The 15,117-nt window shown below is 44.0% G+C and carries 17 protein-coding genes; 3 read left to right on the top strand and 14 right to left on the bottom strand.

What is annotated here, in order from left to right; translation table 11 throughout:
- Positions 1-179 precede the first annotated feature (179 nt).
- Both codY and A3GW_RS0103710 read left to right on the top strand, forming a co-directional pair.
- Positions 180-959, top strand: coding sequence for a GTP-sensing pleiotropic transcriptional regulator CodY (gene codY, locus A3GW_RS0103715; protein WP_026216578.1), 780 nt, complete (start codon positions 180-182; stop codon positions 957-959).
- A gap of 5 nt (positions 960-964) precedes the next feature.
- Positions 965-1,519, top strand: coding sequence for a cysteine hydrolase family protein (locus A3GW_RS0103710; protein WP_018367977.1), 555 nt, complete (start codon positions 965-967; stop codon positions 1,517-1,519).
- Positions 1,520-1,825: 306 nt separating this feature from the next.
- On the opposite strand, the gene A3GW_RS0103705 is transcribed toward A3GW_RS0103710, so the two are convergent.
- From A3GW_RS0103705 to A3GW_RS0103685, 5 genes are all read right to left on the bottom strand, one after another.
- Positions 1,826-2,074, bottom strand: coding sequence for a DUF3165 family protein (locus A3GW_RS0103705; RefSeq protein WP_018367976.1), 249 nt, complete (start codon positions 2,072-2,074; stop codon positions 1,826-1,828).
- A 15-nt stretch (positions 2,075-2,089) separates the two neighbouring features.
- Positions 2,090-3,934, bottom strand: a complete 1,845-nt coding sequence (gene typA / locus A3GW_RS0103700) for a translational GTPase TypA (protein WP_018367975.1) — start codon at positions 3,932-3,934, stop codon at positions 2,090-2,092.
- Between the two features lie 278 nt (positions 3,935-4,212).
- A complete protein-coding gene (locus tag A3GW_RS0103695; protein ID WP_018367974.1) occupies positions 4,213-4,611 on the bottom strand; it encodes a rhodanese-like domain-containing protein in 399 nt (132 codons plus the stop codon).
- Between the two features lie 9 nt (positions 4,612-4,620).
- Positions 4,621-5,592: an ROK family glucokinase gene (locus tag A3GW_RS0103690; RefSeq protein WP_018367973.1), complete on the bottom strand. Its 972-nt coding sequence runs from the start codon at positions 5,590-5,592 to the stop codon at positions 4,621-4,623.
- The gene (locus A3GW_RS0103685; RefSeq protein WP_018367972.1) at positions 5,585-5,800 is read right to left on the bottom strand and encodes a YqgQ family protein; all 216 of its coding nucleotides are present in this window, start codon (positions 5,798-5,800) and stop codon (positions 5,585-5,587) included. The genes A3GW_RS0103690 and A3GW_RS0103685 overlap by 8 nt, the downstream gene beginning before the upstream one ends.
- Positions 5,801-5,908: 108 nt before the next feature.
- Here A3GW_RS0103685 and A3GW_RS0103680 point away from each other — a divergent pair, with 108 nt between their 5' ends.
- Positions 5,909-6,727 carry a MurR/RpiR family transcriptional regulator gene (locus tag A3GW_RS0103680; protein WP_018367971.1) on the top strand — a complete coding sequence of 273 codons (819 nt, stop codon included), beginning with the start codon at positions 5,909-5,911 and terminating at the stop codon, positions 6,725-6,727.
- 21 nt (positions 6,728-6,748) lie between these two features.
- Here the strand turns inward: A3GW_RS0103680 and A3GW_RS0103675 are convergent, their stop codons facing one another.
- From A3GW_RS0103675 to A3GW_RS0103635, 9 genes are all read right to left on the bottom strand, one after another.
- Positions 6,749-7,717: an acetylxylan esterase gene (locus A3GW_RS0103675; protein ID WP_018367970.1), complete on the bottom strand. Its 969-nt coding sequence runs from the start codon at positions 7,715-7,717 to the stop codon at positions 6,749-6,751.
- Between the two features lie 49 nt (positions 7,718-7,766).
- A complete protein-coding gene (locus tag A3GW_RS0103670; protein WP_018367969.1) occupies positions 7,767-8,651 on the bottom strand; it encodes an ROK family protein in 885 nt (294 codons plus the stop codon).
- 66 nt (positions 8,652-8,717) lie between these two features.
- Positions 8,718-9,632: a dihydrodipicolinate synthase family protein gene (locus A3GW_RS0103665; protein ID WP_018367968.1), complete on the bottom strand. Its 915-nt coding sequence runs from the start codon at positions 9,630-9,632 to the stop codon at positions 8,718-8,720.
- Between the two features lie 225 nt (positions 9,633-9,857).
- Complete coding sequence (locus A3GW_RS0103660) at positions 9,858-10,502, bottom strand: DUF624 domain-containing protein (protein ID WP_018367967.1); 645 nt, start codon at positions 10,500-10,502, stop codon at positions 9,858-9,860.
- A gap of 58 nt (positions 10,503-10,560) precedes the next feature.
- Complete coding sequence (locus tag A3GW_RS0103655) at positions 10,561-11,013, bottom strand: NanQ anomerase/TabA/YiaL family protein (protein ID WP_018367966.1); 453 nt, start codon at positions 11,011-11,013, stop codon at positions 10,561-10,563.
- A gap of 89 nt (positions 11,014-11,102) precedes the next feature.
- Positions 11,103-11,936, bottom strand: a complete 834-nt coding sequence (locus A3GW_RS0103650) for a carbohydrate ABC transporter permease (RefSeq protein WP_018367965.1) — start codon at positions 11,934-11,936, stop codon at positions 11,103-11,105.
- Between the two features lie 10 nt (positions 11,937-11,946).
- Positions 11,947-12,813, bottom strand: coding sequence for a carbohydrate ABC transporter permease (locus A3GW_RS0103645; protein ID WP_040798436.1), 867 nt, complete (start codon positions 12,811-12,813; stop codon positions 11,947-11,949).
- A 105-nt stretch (positions 12,814-12,918) separates the two neighbouring features.
- Entirely contained in the window at positions 12,919-14,232 is a 1,314-nt protein-coding gene (locus A3GW_RS0103640) for an ABC transporter substrate-binding protein (RefSeq protein WP_018367963.1), read from the bottom strand.
- A 54-nt stretch (positions 14,233-14,286) separates the two neighbouring features.
- Positions 14,287-15,117: ABC transporter ATP-binding protein (locus tag A3GW_RS0103635; protein ID WP_018367962.1), on the bottom strand; the 831-nt coding region annotated here is incomplete at its 5' end.

The following is a 15,117-nucleotide window of genomic DNA, read 5'->3' as shown; positions in this document are numbered from 1 at the left end:
CCATCTCCTACTGCCTGCTGTCTAGACGTCTTGACTGGTAAATATCCGACAACATCTCACTGCCTGAGTTAAGGGCAATTATCAAAATCGTCAAAACAGTAAAAAATTTTCAGATAATTGTTTGCTATTCTTTAACGGCTTTGCTATAATAGAAATGACAAAAAAATAGAAAGAGACCTATCGTGAACTTATTAACGAAAACTCGAAAAATAACAGCCATTCTTCAACGAACTGTCGAACAACTAGACAATGACCTGCCCTACACTGCAATGGCTGGTCAATTAGCTGACATCATTGACTGTAATGCAGCGATTATTGATAGTAAAGGATATTTTCTAGGTTACCGTCTTAATTATAAGGCAACCAATGACCGAGTTGAGGAATTTTTTGAAACCAATCAACTGCCAGAAATTTATATTAGAGCAGTATCTCGTGTCTATGAGACCTTGGCCAATGTCCCTGTTTCTGATGAATTGACTATCTTTCCTATGGATGCCCAAGATGTCTATCCTGACGGTCTAACTACCTTATCTCCTATTTATGGCGGCGGGAGCCGATTAGGAACCCTCTTTATCTGGAGAAATGATAAACCGTTTACCGATGAGGATTTAATTTTAGCGGAACTGGCGGCGACTGTTGTCGGGACACAGCTACTGAACCTGCAAAACGAAAAGATGGAGGAAACCATTCGTCAAGAAACTGCTGTTACCATGGCGGTCAACACGCTGTCTTACTCCGAAACAAAAGCTGTTTCAGCTATTTTGACTGAGCTAGGTGGCACAGAAGGGCGCTTAACGGCTTCTGTTATCGCTGATCGTATCGGCATTACCCGCAGTGTGATTGTTAATGCTCTTCGTAAGCTAGAAAGCGCAGGGATTATCGAAAGTCGCTCTCTCGGCATGAAGGGAACCTACATTAAAGTTCTCAATACTGGTATTTTTGATCATTTGGAGAATTAAGCAAAATGACTAAAGCATTAATTTGCATTGATTATACTGTTGATTTTGTAGCTGACGAGGGGAAGTTAACTGCAGGAAAGCCTGCCCAAGCTATTGAGCAGGCGATTTCTCGCTCCGTTCAAACCGCTTATACCCAGGGAGATTATGTTTTCTTTGCGATTGACGGTCATGATGACAACGATCGCTTTCACCCTGAATCAAGACTTTTTCCCCCACATAACATCAAGGGGACTGCGGGGCGTCGTCTCTACGGTCAGTTACATGACGTTTTTCAAACCATCAAAACCTCCGACCGTGTCTTCTGGTTAGACAAGCGTCACTACTCTGCATTTTCCGGCACAGACTTAGATATTCGGCTAAGGGAGCGGGGCGTGACAACTGTCATTCTAACAGGTGTCTTAACTGATATTTGTGTCCTTCATACGGCAATCTCAGCCTATAATCTTGGCTATCAGATCGAAATTATCGCTGACGCTGTTGCCACACTTGACCAAAATCGACAAGAATGGGCATTGGCTCATTTCGAGACCGTTCTTGGGGCAACTGTGACAACCTTATAAACGCCTGTCTCTGAATCTCTATTGCAAATCAACTGACTAGGGTTCTGATACTTCTCTATCCTTGTATCAAATAACACCAGTTGGTGCTTAGATGAACAGCTAAATAATTAAAAGTAAATATCTATTAAAAATAGCAACTAGCTATTTTTAATTTTGGTCAACAGTTGGGAGCGCCATACATAGATAGGACTCATGTTAAACAAAAGACCATCAAAAATAACTGACCAAAGGTAGCATTTGAAGGCATACTACCCTTGGTCAGTTTTCATTTGTTATCTAGTTGTTCAACTGGATTAGATCCTGATGTTAACGTTTGTTTTTAGGAGATAGTTTTGCGACGTCTCTCAAGGTAAACACCCCAAGAATTGTCATGAGCAAGCCGACAAAAATTTCTGGCGGCGACTGCATCACTTTTATAAGCCCTAAAACTCCTAAAACCAAGCAGAGGGCTAGCACACCGACAACCAGTACGGTATTTAGCGTTCCCTTAATCGTCTTCGGTGCAGCAAAAATATAGTAGATAGCTAGTAATACGCCAACAATGAGATAAAACACCGCAACCTCCCTAGCTTACTCAGCTGCTAATTTTTTCTTTTTCGCTGCCTTATCACGCTCTGCTTTGTTGAGCACTTGTTTACGTAGGCGAATTGACTCCGGCGTGACTTCCATGTACTCATCGTCGTTGAGGAATTCAAGAGATTCTTCCAAGGTCAAAATACGTGGGGTTTTAATCACAGCTGTCTGGTCTTTGGTTGCTGAACGGACGTTGGTCATCTGTTTCGCTGTTGTGATGTTAACCGTCAAATCGTTATCGCGTGAATTTTCCCCGATAATCATGCCTTCGTAGACTTCCGTGCCTGGGTTAACAAAGATTGTTCCGCGCTCCTCAATCCGCATGATGGAGTAGGTCGTTGCCTTCCCTTGATCGATAGAGACGAGAGCACCACGGTGGCGACCGCCAATCTCACCAGCAACCATCGGCAGGTATTGATCAAAGGTGTGGTTCATAATCCCGTAACCACGGGTCATGGATAGGAACTCGGTTGAAAAACCAATCAAGCCACGGGCTGGAATGAGGAAAATCAGACGCGTCTGACCGTTACCGACCATCTGCATATCAAGCATATCACCTTTGCGCTCAGACAGGGCTTGGATAATAGCACCTTGATACTCTTCTGGGGTGTCGATTTGTACGCGTTCAAAGGGTTCGCATTTGACACCGTCAATCTCTTTGATAATCACTTCTGGTCGAGAGACTTGAAGTTCATAACCCTCACGACGCATGGTTTCAATGAGGATGGAAAGGTGCAACTCACCACGTCCAGACACCGTCCACTTGTCAGGTGAATCAGTTGGCTCCACGCGCAGGGAAACATCGGTTTGAAGCTCAGCCAAGAGGCGTTCTTCCAACTTACGAGAGGTCACCCATTTACCTTCACGACCTGCAAATGGTGAATTGTTAACAAGGAAGGTCATCTGAAGGGTCGGCTCATCAATGCGAAGCACTGGCAGGGCTTCAACTGCATCTGTCGGCGTCACTGTTTCTCCGACAAAGATGTCCTCCATCCCTGAAACAGCAATCAAATCCCCCGCTTTAGCTTCTTGGATTTCCTTGCGCTCTAAGCCGAAGAAACCAAAGAGCTTGGTCACACGGAAGTTCTTCGTCGTGCCATCGAGCTTAGACAGGGTCACTTGGTCACCGACCTTAACCGTACCACGGAAGACACGACCGATACCGATACGACCAACAAAGTCGTTGTAATCAAGGAGCGATACTTGGAACTGGAGTGGCTCGTCAGAATTATCCACTGGTGCTGGGATATGCTCGATGATGGTATCAAAGAGATGGCTCATGGTCTTTTCTTGATCCGCAGGGTCATCTGATAAGGATGTTGTCCCGTTGATGGCTGACGCATAGACAACTGGAAATTCTAGCTGATCATCGTCAGCGCCAAGTTCGATGAAGAGTTCCAAGACTTCATCCACAACTTCTGCTGGACGAGCTGATGGTTTATCAATCTTGTTGACCACCACGATCGGTGTCAAATCTTGTTCCAGAGCTTTTTTCAGCACGAAACGGGTCTGAGGCATTGTCCCTTCATAGGCATCTACCACAAGGACTACCCCATCTACCATTTTCATGATGCGTTCAACCTCACCACCGAAGTCCGCGTGACCTGGGGTGTCCATGATATTGATACGCACATCATTATAAGCAACAGCTGTGTTTTTTGCCAAAATAGTGATGCCACGCTCTTTTTCGATGTCGTTTGAGTCCATAGCCCGCTCCGACAACTCTGTCCGCGCATCGAGGGTCTGGGATTGCTTAAGCAACTCATCTACCAAGGTTGTCTTTCCGTGGTCAACGTGGGCGATGATGGCAATGTTTCTAATATCAGTACGTAAAGTGGTCATAATTTCCTCTTTTTTCTAGTTTAACTGAACCATTATAGCATACTTTTTGGGAAATAGCAGAGCTGATGATGGTGTAAATGTTTTCATTCTTTTTTAAAATAAGCAAGAATAAAGACTCCCTTGATAAAAACATAAGGACATAACGATCAGTATAGTTTGAGAACAGGCATAAAGCTAAAGCCAAAATACATACGCCAACTAAACTCTCCCCACTTCTTCTTAGCAGCGAAACTGGCCCAAGAATACACAAAAAATCCCCAACTGAGGATTTTTTTGTTTTATTTCACCTTGCCATTCCAATAATCAAAGCCGTCACTTAACACGTAAATATCCGTGAAGCCAGATTTTTTGAGAATAAGGGCTGCGCGACCCGCCGCTTGCCCTCTAGCACCTTCATAGATAAGAACAGGCTTATTCTTACGAAGGGCTGGCAAAGAGGCTTCAAACTGTTCCTTTGGTAGCATGGGAAAATTCCTAGCCCCTAAAATATGCTTTTTCTGGAAAAGTTTTGAATCACGAATATCAATCAATTGCCCACCCGCACGAATCAGTTCTTGAAATTCTGCATTTGAGACATAATTGGCTGCCTTTTTTAGTCGGAAGTAGTTCCAAATGATATAGGCAATCAAGACAAGAACAAGTAACCATGCAGCTACCGTTATCATAACATCAGACATAGCTCCTCCTTATGCTGTTACAAACTTACTAGCCAAGCTGGCTGCTCCGATAATGCCCGCATCGTTACCCAGCTCTGCTATTTTCAAAACAGTTGACTGACGTACCTGTGGGAAGGTAAAGCGCACAAAATACTTCTCAATCCGAGCGCGCAAAAACTCACCAGCAGCAGATACCCCACCACCGAAGACCACGGCATCAGGGTTTAAAATGTTAGAGATATTGGCTGCGGCCAACCCTAGATAGAAGCCGACCTGCTCCACCACGCTATCTGCGAAAGCATCTCCAGCCTCAGCTGCCACAAAAATATCCTTACTGGTTACCTCGTCACCGTTGTCAATCGCCACTTTAATACTGGAGTCACCCTCATAACTCTCTGCCAAAAGACGAGCGACCCGAACAACTCCTGTCGCTGAAGCCACCGTTTCCAGGCAGCCACTATTGCCACAAGTACAAGCAAAGCCTCCGTCTGGTTCAACAATGATGTGCCCGATCTCGCCACCAGCACCAGCCACACCGTGAATCAGGTTGCCATCAGCAATAATCCCACCGCCAACACCAGTTCCCAGCGTCACAAAAACCACATCTGGCTTATTATCTCCCGCACCAACCCAGCGCTCGCCCAGGGCCGCCACATTGGCGTCATTGTCGATGGCAAAGGGGATACCTAGTTCTTGGGCAATAGCAGCGCCCACCGCCTGAGTTTTAGCCCAGTTGAGGTTAAAGGCTCCTGTCACCGTTTTTTGTTCACGATCCACCGCACCTGGCGATCCCATACCAATGCCTGCGATATCTGAGGGTTTCATCCCGTACAGTTCCAAACGATGCTTGATAGACGCGATAATGTCAGGGACAATATGGCACCCTTCCTCCAGAATATTGGTCTCAATGGCCCATTTTTCCTGTACCTGACCGTCTAAGGTTAGAATACCAAACTTCACCGTTGTACCACCAAGGTCAATCCCAATCAATTTTTTAGCCATGTTTGTTCTCCTCACGTTCTATCTCGATCTTGCGCTCTCGTCGTAAAATCAACTGAGCCAGCAGATACTCTTCACGCGCCACTAACTCCTGCTCATAAAGCCGCTTGAGCTCAATCTGCATGACCTCAATGTCATAAAGACGTTTACCCATGTAGATAATCAGCCCAAAACGTTTGAGCAATTGTTGCACATCGTAGAGTGTTTTCATAGGGCTATTGTAGCAAAAATATGGCCATTTTTCAAGAGAGGATAAGGCGTTTACAACCTATTCTGCCATTTTATGGTACAATAGAAAAAAGGAGTTAAAGGACACATCATGCCACAGCATATCATCGCTCAAATCGAATCTTGTCTCGATGACATGACTCGTCTCGAACAAGACATTGCCTCTTATTTTTTAGATGCTCAAAACAAACATTACGACCTTAGCTCAGCTGCTGTTAGTCAGCAGCTCCACGTCTCTCCTGCAGCTCTCACCAGATTTGCTCAAAAGTGTGGCTTTAAGGGCTATCGTGAATTTATTTTTGAATACGAAAATTCGCAAAAGCATCTGGATAGCCAGTTTCAACATATTCACCGTGACTTAACCAAACGCGTGCTCGTCGACTACAAAGAGATTGTCGATATGACAAATGCCTTGGTTGACGAGGATAAGTTGGAACGAGTAGCTCATCTTTTGGACAAGGCTAGCCGTGTTTATTTTTACGGCATCGGTAGCTCTGGTTTAGTGGCGCGTGAGACCAAACTACGGTTCACTCGTCTAGGACTGGTCTGCGATGCGATAACGGATGCCGATAACATGGTCTGGACGAACAGCATCTTAGATGAAACGTGTCTAGTCTTTGCCCTATCCTTGACTGGACAAACTCAGTCTATCCTCAATTCTTTGGAGATTGCTGCCAAAAAGGGAGCTAAGACTGTGCTCATTTCCACACAAAATCCTGATGGTTTTGTCTTTGACGAACACGTTGCCGTTTCTTCTGTGCGACACCTTAACTACGGCAACCGTATTTCACCGCAATTGCCTCTACTGATGATGATCGACATCATCTATGCTTACTACCTGTCTATTGATAAGACAACCAAAGAGACTATCTTTAAGGATACTTTGGTAGACGATAACAATCTCCGCTAGTTTTTCTAGCGGAGACTTATTTTATCGCCGAATAATCCTTGAGCCAAAGATAAAATCATAGATGTAATCGTTAACTTTGACGTTCAAAGCTTCGTGACCATACTCAGGCAAGATTTTCATTTCTTTTTGGCAAGTCAACCGATTATAAATCGCAAATTGGGTAGATGGTGGGCAGATTTCATCTTCCAAACCAACAACAAAGGCTACTGGGCAGTTAATTCGATGAGCCAAGTTTTTGATGTCAATGTAAGATAAGTTAGCTAAGAAATCATGCTCTGTCTCATGGAATGGATCTGAAAATTTGAAGTAACGGAAAAGTTCATTGTAAGGTTCGCTGTTATCACCTAACTCTAAAATCCGTTTAAAATCAGATAAGAATGGATAAATTGAGGCCGTTTTTGTGATTTTAGGATTGAGAGCTGCCGCAACAAGCGCCAATGCCCCACCCTGAGACGCTCCATAGCTAACAAGAGTTGAGTCATCAACAAATTCCTGAGCTGCAATGATGTTGACCAGTTGGTAAACATCCAGATAGATGTCTTTATAAAAGAGTTTGTGCGGTCCTTCCAAAGCCCCACGAATCACCTGACCTTTTACCGTCATGCCATCGAACTGACCGTGGTCAATCGACCGTCCAGCTTGTCCACGAACATCCATATAGACCACACCGTAACCAGACGCTACAAATTTCAAACTTTCTGTCCAGTCAGGGCTTTGTCCCTGATAGCCGTGGAAGTAAAAGAGGACAGGCACTTTTTTATCTGTCTTTGGAAAAATACATTTGGCAAAGACCTGACCACCATTTGTCCCATCAAACCAGAGTTTATAGCAGGTCGCAGACGGCAAGGCAAAATCCTGCTCCACCAATTGGTAGTTAGGCAACTCTGGCAATCTATCTAACTCAGCTTGCCAAAACTCATCAAAATCACTTGGCACCTCATGGCGACCACGATAAGTCTGCATTTCCTGCAAACTCATATTATCAATCATGTTATCTCTCCTGTATCGTTCATTTTGTTATTGGGTAGAGAAAGCAATCTTACCCTTGTTTTTGCCTAAAATGATAGTAAGCACCTAACATGCCTGCAGCATTTTCATGTTCTGCAAAAGCCAGTCTGGTCTTATCTGCAATGCTTGGCACGAGATATTTCTTCAAGGCAGCATCAATTTTGTCTTGTAAAAATGCTCTCTGAGCCATAATGCCCCCACCCAGAACAACGACCTCTGGATTAACCACATAGCAGAGATTAGCAATGCCTTGACCCAAATAGTCAACTAATCGATCAATGGCTGCAAGGCAGATCGGGTGACCACTTTTAGCTTCTTCAAAGATACGAAGACCGTTCCACTGGCTAATATCATCTCCTGTGGACTTTGCGACGTCCGCAATCAAGGCTGTCGTTGATGCTAAATCTTGAAAAGCACCATCAGAGATATGCAGGTAACCAATCTCACAGGCAGAATTGCTAAAGCCGTGGAAAATTTTGCCATCAATCAGCAAACTTCCTCCAATACCTGTTCCAATCGTCAGGCAAGCAGCAATCTTTGCACCTTTGGCAGCACCACTATTGGCCTCTGCCAAACCGGCACAGTTAACATCATTTTCTGCTTCGCATGGTAGGCCAAATTCACGTTCAATTGTCGCTTTAAAGGCTGTACCAGCATAGTTTGGAATCTGAGGTCCTGCATAGAAAACCTCTCCCTTATCAGGGTCAATCATGCCAGCTGACGAAATCCCAACACCTACCAATTGGTGTTCCGCTTGATAAGTGGCGACAATCTGTCTGACCTTATCAAGAATAGCTGGCCCACCTAAATGAGCTTCGGTATCAATCTTGTGTTGTTCCAAAATCGTTCCGATATCATCAACTAGCCCATACTTTATCTGAGTGCCACCAATATCAATGGCCACATATTTTGCCATAATATCCCTCCATCTAAAAAGGGACGAAGATGCTACCGACCTCCGACCCTGCTTTATTATCTTATTTTAACAAAATTTTGCCTTCGCAGCACGAATTAACTCGGCTGCTTTGTGAACAAGATCTTTGTCCTCTTCAACAACAGGAGCTAGCGGTGAGCGTACTGAACCCAGCTCTAGACCCTCAAGTTCTTTCAGAACAGCCTTAATAACAGCATACATGCTACCACGTCCGACAACTAGATGACCGATAATATTGTTAATCTCATACTGCAATGACTTAGCTGTTTCAAGGTCGCCTTGAGCAATTAACTCATCAAGTTTCAAGAAAAGTTCTGGCATAGCACCGTAGGTACCCCCAATACCACCAGCAGCACCCATCAGACGACCGCCAAGAAACTGCTCATCTGGACCGTTAAAGACCAATTTACCTGGAGCTAAGCTGTTAAAGATTTCAATATCTTGAACAGGCATAGAAGAGTTCTTCACACCGATGACACGAGGGTTATCAAGCATGGTACGGTACAAGGTTGGCGTCAAAGCTACACCAGCCAGCTGTGGAATATTGTAGATGATGAAGTCTGTGTTAGGCGCTGCATCACTAATGGCATTCCAATAAGCAGCGATAGCATGCTCCGGCAAACGGAAATAAATCGGTGGAATAGCTGCAATGGCATCAACCCCCAATTCTTCTGAGTGCTTAGCTAATTCAATAGAGTCTTTAGTACTGTTGCAAGCCACATGGTTGATGATGGTCAGCTTACCTTTTGCAACAGCCATTACATTTTCCAGCACCAGCTTACGATCGGCCACACTTTGGTAGATACATTCGCCAGATGAACCGTTCACATAGAGTCCTTTGACACCCTTGTCAATAAAATACTGGGTCAAAGCACGCACACCCTCAGGGTTTATCTCACCCTTTTCATCATAAGCAGCATAGAATGCTGGAATAATACCGTGGTATTTGCTCAAATCTGACATAACTGTCTCCTTTTCTTTTCAGGTCATGGCAGAGCCACAACCAAATTTACTGTTATTCTACTACTCTAGGTAGCAATTCAAATATGTTGTTTAATAATCAGGCTGTTAACCAGCTTACTTTCATTTTATCCCTTTTAGAAGGTTTTTCAAGAGTATTTCCCTATTTAGATTATAGTTTCTCGATTTAAGCCATTTCATCAGTTTCTGAAAAGAATTTCATATCGTCTAACGAACTGAGCGCTCAAAAATCTTTGTCATGATTAACATGTGCCCGTAAACCAGACTAGAGCAACCAATAATAAGAAGGAAAGCACACCCAAATACCAAGCCATAGGCTGAACTTGTCATCACAAGTCCTAATAGTCCAAGTACCACCAAGAGGAGCAGACTCCACTGGCCATTGATACCCGCTAGCAGGAAACTTTTGATGTAAAGGTCTTTTATCCCAAGTTCATACTGGGCTGCCACGGGATAGACGTATAGATGGAGCATCACTGATAGAAAAAGTACGGCATAGGCAACAATGGTCATCAGGGTAACTGGAAAACCTTCAAACCCTTGAATGAGCCACAAATCCACAAGTGCCATACTTGTCACAAAAATTTCGACTAGACCAAGGAACAGCCCTTGTTTCCAGTTTCGACGGACATGCTTCCAGTAACTAGACAGAAGTGGCAAGCGCCCTCTTTCCCTTAGTTCTGCTGCAGTGGCATAAAGAGCCAGTTTTCCAATTCCTAGTGTAATGATAGGTAAGCAGGTCAAGACAAAAAGAATGTTCAACAAGAGTAAATCGAAGAGACGCTCTGCCGCTCGCATAAACCCATTATCCAAGCCAAAAACAGCTTTCATCATTTCCCTAGATTTACTCATGTTTTCCTCCTACATTGCTACTATTTTTTGTTCGATGTCCATGCAACAAACTCAGTGATTAGTCAATCAAAATTTTAATCACGCCTTTTTTGACCTGGTAACCAGCCTTACCTAATTGACTAGGCTGGTGGTACTCGCCAGGATAAACCATGATAAAGGTCTGACCATCCAACTCAAAGTCAAGACCCACTGACGAGCGAATCAAACCAAAATCGTCAGCTTCATTAAATGGTTGAAGGTCTGCGTCGACCGTCCGAGTGTAACGGAAATTCTCATTTCCTGAAACGAGTAATTGCAAGTCCATATACTTGGCGTGGTACTCAAAACTCTCGCTAGGCTCGCTGTTCAGTGTATTGTCTTGCAAGAGCAAGAATACCTTGTCCCCATCAATGGTATGGCGACCAATTTCCAACTGGCTGAGGTCGGTTTTAAGCAAATAGTCAATCGCCGTATCAATATTAGTATGCAAGCCTTTATAGCGGTCTAGCTTGCTCAAATCATCATAAATCATTTCAAATTCCTCGCTTTTTGACAGAATGAAAGCTGGCTAGCCGCTCTGCTATTATGCAAAGCGTCCAAACCAGCCATAACTCATTAGGTTTAACCTTTAACAGCTCCCATGGTAATCCCTTGAGTGAAGGATTTCTGGAAGATGAGGAAGACCGCCACAATCGGCACTGCAGCCAGAGCAGCACCAGCCATGATTAAACCATAGTTGGTTGCCAGTTCTGCTTGCAAGGTAGCAACACCGAGTGAAATGGTCAAATTCTGACGGGAGGTCAGCATAACCAACTGCATGAAGTAATCGTTCCATGAGTTGATAAAGGTGAAAATTGCTAGCGCTGCAAAACCTGGTTTTACAATTGGGAAAGCGACGCTGACGAAGGTTCTGATCTCACCACAGCCATCAATTTTGGCAGATTCTAAGAGCTCAGTTGGGATATTTTCACTAAACTGCTTCATCAAGAAGACACCGAACGGCCAACCAACAAGCGGCAAGATAACAGCAGCTGGCGTATCGTGAATCCCCATAAAGTTGATGATACGAACCAAAGGCACCAAGACAACTTGTTTCGGCAAGGCCATGGCTGCTACAAAGAGAGAGAAGAGTAGCTTTTGTCCATAGAAACGTTTTTTCGCCAGTACATAGCCTGCTAAAGACGAGGTCACACAGACCAAAATCATGGTTGCCAAAGAGATGAACACAGAGTTCCATAGCCACTGCAAGGCAGGGTTTTGAACGGTCAGTTTCTCAAAGTTTTCAAAAGTTGGCGCAGCTGGCCACCATTGTGGCGGAATAACGATGGTATCAGGTTGTGACTTGAATGCTCCTGTCATAATCCAGTAAAATGGGAAAATAAACAGAACCGTCAAGAGCAACAAGATAACACTTGAAATAATACCAAAAGGTGTGAATGCTTTTTTCTGTTTCATACTTGACCTCCTAATATTCCACATCATTACCCAAGAACTTGAACTGGGCAAAACTGATGATGGCAATCAAGACCGCCAAGAAGACACCGATGGTGTTGGCATAGCCAAACTCAGTCAGCTTGAAGGCTTTCTCGTAAAGGTAGTACATCAAGGTACTGGTTGAGTAGTTCGGTCCACCAGATGTCAACAGCTGAATCAGCGCAAAAATCTGGAAGGAGTTAATCGTTGTGATAACTGTAATATATAGGGTAGTCGGCAAGAGGCTTGGCCATTTAATCTGCCAGAAAACCTGAAACTCATTTGCTCCGTCGATACGAGCAGCTTCCACTAAAGAGTTATCAATATTACCCATAGCAGCGATATAGAGAATGATTGGCTGACCAACTGATGTTGTCAACAAAATAATCATAATGGCCAACAGGGCCCACTGCTTATCACCCAGCCAGCTGATGTTCTGTTCAATGATGCCACCGCTCTTCAAAACAAAGTTTAGGATACCTGATAGCGGGTCGTAAATCCATTTCCAAACGACCGTTACAGCTACTGAACCAGTAACGACAGGCAAGAAGAAAACAAACCGATAGAATGAGCGAGAGATGACATTTTTCTCATAGGTCTGTGATGCCACAAAGAGAGAGAAAAAGACAACAATTGGTACAGACCCCACCACGATGATGAGCGTGTTGATCAAGGATTTAATAAAAACTTCATCATTAAATAAACGAATGTAGTTATCTAAACCAATAAAGGTAAACTCAGTTTGTGTATAACGGAAAAAGCTCGTCACAAAGCCCATAATCATTGGAGCTAACACAAATACTGTAAAGAAGACCAATATCGGTGCGAGAAAGGTATAGGATACAATGGTTTCTCGCATTTTTAATTTATTAACTTGCATAGAAACTCCTCTACTAAGAACTGTAAAATCCCCCATTTTTTCTGTCTTTTGGGGCTGAAAAAGCGGGGGGATTTACAATTTCAATTATTTCTTAATTGTCGCATTAGCTTGCTCTGTAAATTCTTTCAAAGCAGCTGCTGGCTCTTTATCACCATTAGATACAGCTTGAAGAGTTGGGAACCACAATGTTCTCATTTCTGCAAAGCCGTCAATAGTGTTGTAGTATGGAGAGTAGTACTTAGTCCACTCACTGATTTTTGCCATACGATCATCGTTGTAGAGGCTACCAAATGATGTACGAACAGGGAATGCACCTGTGCGAACAACGTTCTTAGGTCCCCACTCAGCATCATCAGCGATGAATTGGATAAATTTCTTAGATGCCGCAACTTTAGCATCGTCATTGTTAAAGATTGCAAAACCATTTACAAGGTACTCGAGGTCTGCTTTACCATCTTCTGATGGGAACGGTACTTCTACAACTTCAACCTTAGATGATTCAAGCAATTTAGCTTGCAAACCATTTTGAGCTGGTGCCCAAAGGATAGTGTATGATGTTTGTCCGTTAGCAAAGTTTTGGATGTCATCACCACCGTTGTATTGTGAACCATTGAGGATGTAACCTTTATCCATCCAGTCTTTCACGCTAGAGAGAGCCTTGATAAATTGTTCAGAGTCAGTTGTGTACTTAGTGACTTCAGGGTCAGTGATTGATCCGCTGTAGAGGTTAGCAAGGAAAGCACGTGTTCCTTGGTCACCACCTTGACCATTGGCAAAGAGTGAACCAGCATTGTAGCCTTTATCTTTGAGGGCTTTGATAACTTTTTCAAAGTCTGCTGTTGTCCAACCGTCTTTTACCAAGTCAGCTACACCAGCGTCTTCTAACATTGCCTTGTTAAAGGCCATATAGAATGGTGCAGATGAAATTGGGTACATGTAAGCTGTATCGCCAGCCTTAGACGCTTTAACAATGTTAGGGTCAACGTCTTTTTCGAAATCTGCTGTAAAGAGGTCATTCAATTCAGCCAACTTACCATTTTTTCCGTAAGTGATGATACGTCCTGGTGCGTCAAAGAGAACATCAGGCGCAGTACCTGCTTCAATGGCTGTTGTGATTTTTTCTGGACCTGAAGCAAAGTCGATGGTTTCCAACTTCACATCAATATCTGGGTTAGCTTTTTCAAATGCATCAATGATTTTTTGCTCGTAAGTACCAGCACCATCGCTTGCATTTTCTTGAGTAAAGACTGGGAATGCCCACCAAGTGATTTCTGTTTTTGCACCACCTGATGCTGCTTCAGATGAAGCTGGTGTTTCTGCAGACTTAGAACCACATGCAGCCAAAGCCAAAACAGCAGTACCAGTCAACAATGACGCCATCAATTTTTTCATTTTCATGAGAAATTCTCCTTAAAAATTTTTTTATTTTTTTACACTGATAATGATAAGGGATTATAATTTAATCCGTTTGCCGGTCTCAAGGTCAAAGAAATGCCCCTTAGACACATTGAGTGCTAACTCGACGGTTGAGCCTGGTGCCAAGTAATCTGTCGCTGAAACGCGTGCAGAGAACTCCTGCTCACCCAGTTTGCAGTAAAGAACAGAGTCACTTCCCAAGAGTTCTGAGATAACCACCTCAGCACGTACACGAGCATCTGGATAGCTCTCTTGACTAATCAAATCTGATGAAATGTCCTCCGGACGGATACCAAAAGTCAATTTCTTACCTTGGTAACCTTTCTCATCCAAAAGCTTACGATAACCTGCCGGGATAGCAATATCAAAGCCTTTACCATCCGTCAAACGGTCACCAGACAAGGTCACTTCGATAAAGTTCATCGCAGGGCTACCAATGAAACCTGCAACGAACTTGTTCGCTGGTTCATTGTAGAGTTCCTGAGGGGTGCCGACTTGCTCAATACGTCCGATAGTCCCCGTTCCTGCCTCGTTCTTAGTCGCTGACATGATAACGATACGGTCTGCCAGAGTCATGGCCTCGGTCTGGTCGTGAGTCACGTAGATGGTTGTTGCTCCAATACGGCGGTGAATCTTAGCAATCTCCGCACGCATGGACACACGAAGTTTGGCATCCAAGTTTGANAGAGGCTCATCCATCAAGAATACTTTGGCATCACGGACAATCGCACGGCCCATCGCCACACGTTGGCGTTGACCACCAGAGAGGTCAGCTGGTTTACGTTGGAGGAAGTCAGTCAGAGCTAGAATCTCAGCTGCTTCACGCACTCGACGGTCGATATCAGCCTTGTCGTATTTGCGCAACTT

It is taken from the genome of Streptococcus entericus DSM 14446 (genome assembly GCF_000380025.1).
Classification (GTDB): domain Bacteria; phylum Bacillota; class Bacilli; order Lactobacillales; family Streptococcaceae; genus Streptococcus; species Streptococcus entericus.
The sequence above is the reverse complement of the archived record's forward strand: the minus strand, read 5'-3'. Positions and strand labels throughout refer to the sequence as shown.

Bases quoted from the DNA above. Each gene is read 5' to 3' on its own strand.
- A3GW_RS0103710 (WP_018367977.1), top strand. From the start codon at position 965: ATGACTAAAGCATTAATTTGCATTGATTATACTGTTGATTTTGTAGCT.
- typA (WP_018367975.1), bottom strand. From the start codon at position 3,934: ATGACCACTTTACGTACTGATATTAGAAACATTGCCATCATCGCCCAC.
- A3GW_RS0103695 (WP_018367974.1), bottom strand. From the start codon at position 4,611: ATGTCTGATGTTATGATAACGGTAGCTGCATGGTTACTTGTTCTTGTC.
- A3GW_RS0103690 (WP_018367973.1), bottom strand. From the start codon at position 5,592: ATGGCTAAAAAATTGATTGGGATTGACCTTGGTGGTACAACGGTGAAG.
- A3GW_RS0103685 (WP_018367972.1), bottom strand. From the start codon at position 5,800: ATGAAAACACTCTACGATGTGCAACAATTGCTCAAACGTTTTGGGCTG.
- A3GW_RS0103680 (WP_018367971.1), top strand. From the start codon at position 5,909: ATGCCACAGCATATCATCGCTCAAATCGAATCTTGTCTCGATGACATG.
- A3GW_RS0103675 (WP_018367970.1), bottom strand. From the start codon at position 7,717: ATGATTGATAATATGAGTTTGCAGGAAATGCAGACTTATCGTGGTCGC.
- A3GW_RS0103670 (WP_018367969.1), bottom strand. From the start codon at position 8,651: ATGGCAAAATATGTGGCCATTGATATTGGTGGCACTCAGATAAAGTAT.
- A3GW_RS0103665 (WP_018367968.1), bottom strand. From the start codon at position 9,632: ATGTCAGATTTGAGCAAATACCACGGTATTATTCCAGCATTCTATGCT.
- A3GW_RS0103660 (WP_018367967.1), bottom strand. From the start codon at position 10,502: ATGAGTAAATCTAGGGAAATGATGAAAGCTGTTTTTGGCTTGGATAAT.
- A3GW_RS0103655 (WP_018367966.1), bottom strand. From the start codon at position 11,013: ATGATTTATGATGATTTGAGCAAGCTAGACCGCTATAAAGGCTTGCAT.
- A3GW_RS0103650 (WP_018367965.1), bottom strand. From the start codon at position 11,936: ATGAAACAGAAAAAAGCATTCACACCTTTTGGTATTATTTCAAGTGTT.
- A3GW_RS0103645 (WP_040798436.1), bottom strand. From the start codon at position 12,813: ATGCGAGAAACCATTGTATCCTATACCTTTCTCGCACCGATATTGGTC.
- A3GW_RS0103640 (WP_018367963.1), bottom strand. From the start codon at position 14,232: ATGAAAATGAAAAAATTGATGGCGTCATTGTTGACTGGTACTGCTGTT.